Origin of the sequence: Trinickia sp. (genome assembly GCF_051954495.1) — a bacterium.
GTDB lineage: Bacteria > Pseudomonadota > Gammaproteobacteria > Burkholderiales > Burkholderiaceae > Trinickia.
Window position 1 is genome coordinate 1 of the sequence record NZ_JBQCHR010000140.1, and the last position, 4,679, is coordinate 4,679.

The window sequence follows — 4,679 nt, forward strand, 5'->3', positions numbered from 1 at the left end:
ATGGCGAGCGATACGCCAACGCACGAGCGCAAGCCAGCAGACGGTGGCCGCGATGGCGCATGCGAACGACAGAAGGCTGAAGTGCGGTACGAAGCCCGGCACGAGGCGCGCCAGGTTGCGTGCGAGGGGATGGGGAAAACCTGTTTGCGCGGCAAGCCACACGAGCCACACGAAAATGCTGAGGATGGAAAAGCTCAACACCGCGAACCAGTCGAAGGCGTTGATCGCACCGCGCTTGAGCGTCGGCAGCGCGAAGGCGGCCAGCGTCGCGAGCGGCGGCAGAAGCAGCATGTAGAGCCGGTTCGTTTGATGGCTTTGCAGCACCGCCAGAAAAAGCAGCGGCAGGGCGACGAACACCGGAATCGCGACGTGCGGCTTTGCGCGCAGCCCGCCCCAGCTGACCCAGGCCCAAAGCGCCAGAGGCCAAGCGGGCCAGGTAAACAACGGCAGGTTCTTGAACGCATAGAGCCAGACGTGTCCAGGCGGCGCGGAGAATCGATTGATGCTGCCGTTCAGCCACTGCTCGATGAACCATCGGGCGTCGCCGGGATAGGCGTGCAAAATCGCGAGCGGCCAAGCGAGCGAAAGCGCGACGGCAAGCGGCACGCCGACGAGCGGGAGCCAGATCGAGCGCAGCTCGGGGACGATCGCGGCCATGACGAGCGTACTGGCGAAGAGGGCGAGAACGAGCAGCGGATTACCCGACAACGCCAGCAGGCCGAGCGCAAGCGCCCACAACAGCGCACCCTGCAGCGGTTTGTCGGCCCCGCGCACGAGCCCATAGACCAGCATCGCGACGGCCATCATCTGCGAGAGCTGAGGCGTCGTTTCGTGCCCCCGCTCGGCCAAGCCAAAACAAGCGACGAGAATCAGCAGCGCGCCGTCGGCCAGTGTTCGGCCGTAGTCCCTCGGTTCGGGCTCGCCGCCGAACGCGTATTTGAACGGTTGGACTTCCGAGCGGCGGCCCAGCAGATAGGCGCCGTACCAGACGAATGCGCAAGTCGCGCAAAACAGCACGCCCGTGGCGAGCCGCGAAGCGTCGGCCGCGTCGACCCAGGGCGAAAGTAGGCGAATCGATAGCGCGCCGAGCCAGTAGCCGAGGGGGCCGTCATTGGTGATGAACTTGCCGACAAGGTTCGGCAGCAGCCAATCGTGCGCATTGCCGCCCGCCATGGTCCACATGACGCCGAAGCCCGCTGCATCCTCGTTCTTCCACGGGTCGCGGCCGAACAAACCGAAAGCCGCGTAGACGATGCAAAGCGTGAGCAACAGCCAGCGCGGAAGAGCGCGCGTGGCGGAGGCGGTAAGGCGGACGACAGGTCTCATGCAGGCGGAGCGGTTCTCGGACGACGGTTGTTATGCTGATGGGCGGGCGCTCGGCGCACACGATCCGGCATTGTAGTCGCGTGGCGCGTCGCCCGCCATGCGAAACGCGCGCGGAACACATTCGTTGCGCCAATGCAAAATGGGCAGCCTAAGCTGCCCATTTCACTAAAAAGGGCAGCCCAAGCTGCCCTTCGATTCGATCCGGCGCAAGCGTCCGGTCGCGGCGCGAATTTACTTCGCAGCCTTGCCGGCAGCACGAACGCCGAACTTCTTGTTGAACTTCTCGACGCGGCCTGCCGTGTCCATGATCTTTTGCTGGCCCGTGTAGAACGGGTGCGATTCCGACGAGACTTCGATCTTGGCGAGCGGGTAGGTCTTGCCGTTGTGTTCGATCGTTTCACGCGTTTGAATCGTGGAACGCGTCACGAACATGAAGCCGTTCGACAAATCGTGGAAAACGACTTCGCGGTAATCGGGGTGAATGCCTTCTTTCATGGTATTTCCTTTAGTCGGGCGGTAGCCAACCCACGCTGCATCGCCACACGGACGGCCCCTACGGGGCGAACCTGCGACGTGCCGAAGGCGCGAGCCACTTGCCTAAGGTCGAAAAACGGGGATTATGCCAGAAAATCAGGCGGTTGACGAACTATTCCGGCGCCGCGCCGCTGACTGCCGCCGGCACGCCGACGCCGGCGGGATCTTGGCGGTAAAAACGCGCCAGCAGCCGGTACAGCTCCGGATATTCGGCTTCGAACGCCTTCGGCTGAACGAACAGCGCCTCGCTGCAGACAGCGAAGAACTCCGAAGGGTGATCGGCGGCATAGGGATCGATCAGCGATTCTTGTTCGAAGCGCGCCCAGCGCCGCTTGGGGATCGCGTCCACTTTCGCGCAGAAGCGATCGTACGCGTGGTCGAATACGTCGGCCCACGCTTGCGCGTCGAGCGGCGCGTGCCAACGGCGAAACAGCGGCGGGTGGCCGTCCGCCTCGCCCGACAGCATGTCGATCTTATGTGCGAACTCGTGAATGACGACGTTGTACGCGTCGCGCCGGTCGGTCAATTGCGCATCTTCCCAAGAAAGGATGACGGGGCCCCCTTCCCAGGCTTCGCCGCTCGCGTCGTGCTCGACCTCGTGCACGATGCCATCTTCGTCCTCGACGGTCTTGCGAATCACGAATTCGCCCGGGTAGACGATGACGCCGACCCAGCCTCGGTATAGATCTAGGCTGAGATTGAGCACGGGTAGGCACGCCTGCACGGCGATGCCGACGACGATTGCGTCGGTGAGTTCGAGCCCATGCGCCGTCGAAAATTCTTTTTGCGCAATGAAAAGGCTCGTCATCTCGCGTAAGCGGGCGAGGTCGGCGGCGTCGAGATAGCGGAGGAACGGCAGACCGTCGAGCGTGGCTTGCCAGAGCGCCTCATCGATCGCGTGGTGGCGCAGCGCGCGTTCGCGACGACGCGTATCGAACCAACGCGTAAGCTTGGATAGCATTGGAGCGGCGAGGGGTGGTGACTGCCGCCTTCGCTATCGAAGGAAGGCGGCGTTTGAGCCTTAGCCTTAGCCGCCGCGGCGCATCAGATCGAAGAACTCCGAGTTGCTCTTGGTCTGACGGATCTTGTCGAGCAAGAACTCCATGGCTTCGACTTCATCCATGTCGTGAATGAACTTGCGCAGCACCCAAATCTTTTGAAGGATTTCGGGCTTGATGAGCAGCTCTTCGCGTCGCGTGCCGGACTTGTTCAAGTTGATCGACGGGTACACGCGCTTTTCCGCGAGGCGCCGCTCGAGGTGCACTTCCATGTTGCCCGTGCCCTTGAACTCTTCGTAGATGACGTCGTCCATCCGGCTGCCCGTTTCGATGAGCGCCGTGCCGATGATCGTCAGCGAACCGCCTTCTTCGATGTTGCGCGCCGCACCGAAGAAACGCTTCGGACGTTGCAGCGCGTTCGCGTCGACACCGCCCGTGAGCACCTTGCCCGAAGCCGGGATGACGGTGTTGTAGGCGCGCGCGAGACGCGTGATCGAGTCGAGCAGGATGACGACGTCGTGCTTCATTTCGACGAGGCGCTTGGCCTTTTCGATCACCATTTCGGCCACTTGCACGTGACGCGTGGCCGGTTCGTCGAACGTGGAGGCGATGACTTCGCCCGCCACGGAACGCTGCATTTCCGTCACTTCCTCGGGACGCTCGTCGATCAGCAGGACGAACAGCACGACATCGGGATGGTTCTGCTTGATCGCATGGGCGATATGCTGAAGCATGACCGTCTTGCCCGACTTGGGCGACGCGACGAGCAGACCGCGCTGGCCCTTGCCGATCGGGGCGATCATATCGATGATGCGGCCCGTCACGTTTTCCTCGCCGCGCATTTCGCGCTCGAGCAACAGCGGCTTATTCGGGTGCAGCGGCGTGAGGTTCTCGAACATGATCTTATGTTTCGAGGCCTCGGGCGGCTGACCGTTGACCTTGTCGACCTTCACGAGCGCGAAGTAACGCTCGCCGTCCTTCGGCGTGCGCACCTCGCCTTCGATCGTGTCGCCCGTATGCAGATTGAAGCGGCGGATTTGAGACGGGCTGATGTAGATGTCGTCGGTGCTCGCGAGATACGACATTTCCGGCGAACGCAGGAAGCCGAAGCCGTCGGGCAGCACTTCGAGCGTGCCGTCGCCGAAGATCGTTTCGCCGGTTTTGGCGCGCTTCTTCAGAATGGCGAACATCAACTCCTGCTTGCGCAGGCGGTTCGCGCTCTCGATCTCGAGGCCATTAGCCATCTCGATCAATTGAGACACGTGCAGAGACTTAAGCTCGGATAAATGCATACGGAGAACCCGCCGGGAGAGGTGCGACGAAAAGAAATTTGGGAGGAGAGTTGAGCGGAACCGCTCAGAGACTTATGTGTCTTGAAGTCTTATGATTCTAGCATAGCACAAGCCGGCGGCGGCCCAACGGCTCATCGCGCCGCGCACCGGGCCTGTTGCCATGTTGCAACAGGCCCGGCCGGTGTATCACAGATGGCTGTCGAGGAACGCCGTCAATTGCGACTTCGACAACGCGCCGACCTTCTGCGCCGCAACCGCGCCGTTCTTGAACAGAATCAGCGTGGGAATGCCTCGCACGCCGAACTTCGCGGGCGTCGATTGATGCTCGTCCACGTTGATCTTCGCGATCTGAAGACGGTCGCCGTAATCCTTCGCGACTTCGTCGAGGATCGGGGCAATCATTTTGCACGGGCCGCACCACTCGGCCCAAAAATCGAGAAGCACGGGCTTATCGGATTTCACGACGTCCTGTTCGAACGATGCGTCGCTGATGTGCTTGATTTGTTCGCTCATGTAAAAGTACCTCTTC

Annotated in this window: 5 protein-coding genes; all 5 read right to left on the reverse strand. The window is 61.8% G+C overall.

Annotated elements, in window-relative coordinates:
• On the reverse strand, window positions 1-1,326 hold a 1,326-nt coding region (locus ACTHNR_RS19120), incomplete at its 3' end, for an ArnT family glycosyltransferase (RefSeq protein ID WP_440549234.1).
• A gap of 231 nt (window positions 1,327-1,557) precedes the next feature.
• Window positions 1,558-1,821 (reverse strand): type B 50S ribosomal protein L31, encoded by a 264-nt coding sequence (locus ACTHNR_RS19125; RefSeq protein ID WP_440549235.1) that lies wholly within the window; start codon window positions 1,819-1,821, stop codon window positions 1,558-1,560.
• A 151-nt stretch (window positions 1,822-1,972) separates the two neighbouring features.
• On the reverse strand, window positions 1,973-2,821 hold the full coding sequence (locus ACTHNR_RS19130) for a M90 family metallopeptidase (RefSeq protein WP_440549236.1): 849 nt from the start codon (window positions 2,819-2,821) through the stop codon (window positions 1,973-1,975).
• Between the two features lie 66 nt (window positions 2,822-2,887).
• Window positions 2,888-4,150, reverse strand: a complete 1,263-nt coding sequence (rho, locus tag ACTHNR_RS19135; protein WP_440549237.1) for a transcription termination factor Rho — start codon at window positions 4,148-4,150, stop codon at window positions 2,888-2,890.
• Between the two features lie 186 nt (window positions 4,151-4,336).
• Window positions 4,337-4,663: a thioredoxin TrxA gene (trxA, locus tag ACTHNR_RS19140; RefSeq protein ID WP_102647006.1), complete on the reverse strand. Its 327-nt coding sequence runs from the start codon at window positions 4,661-4,663 to the stop codon at window positions 4,337-4,339.
• Between the last annotated feature and the right edge of the window lie 16 nt (window positions 4,664-4,679).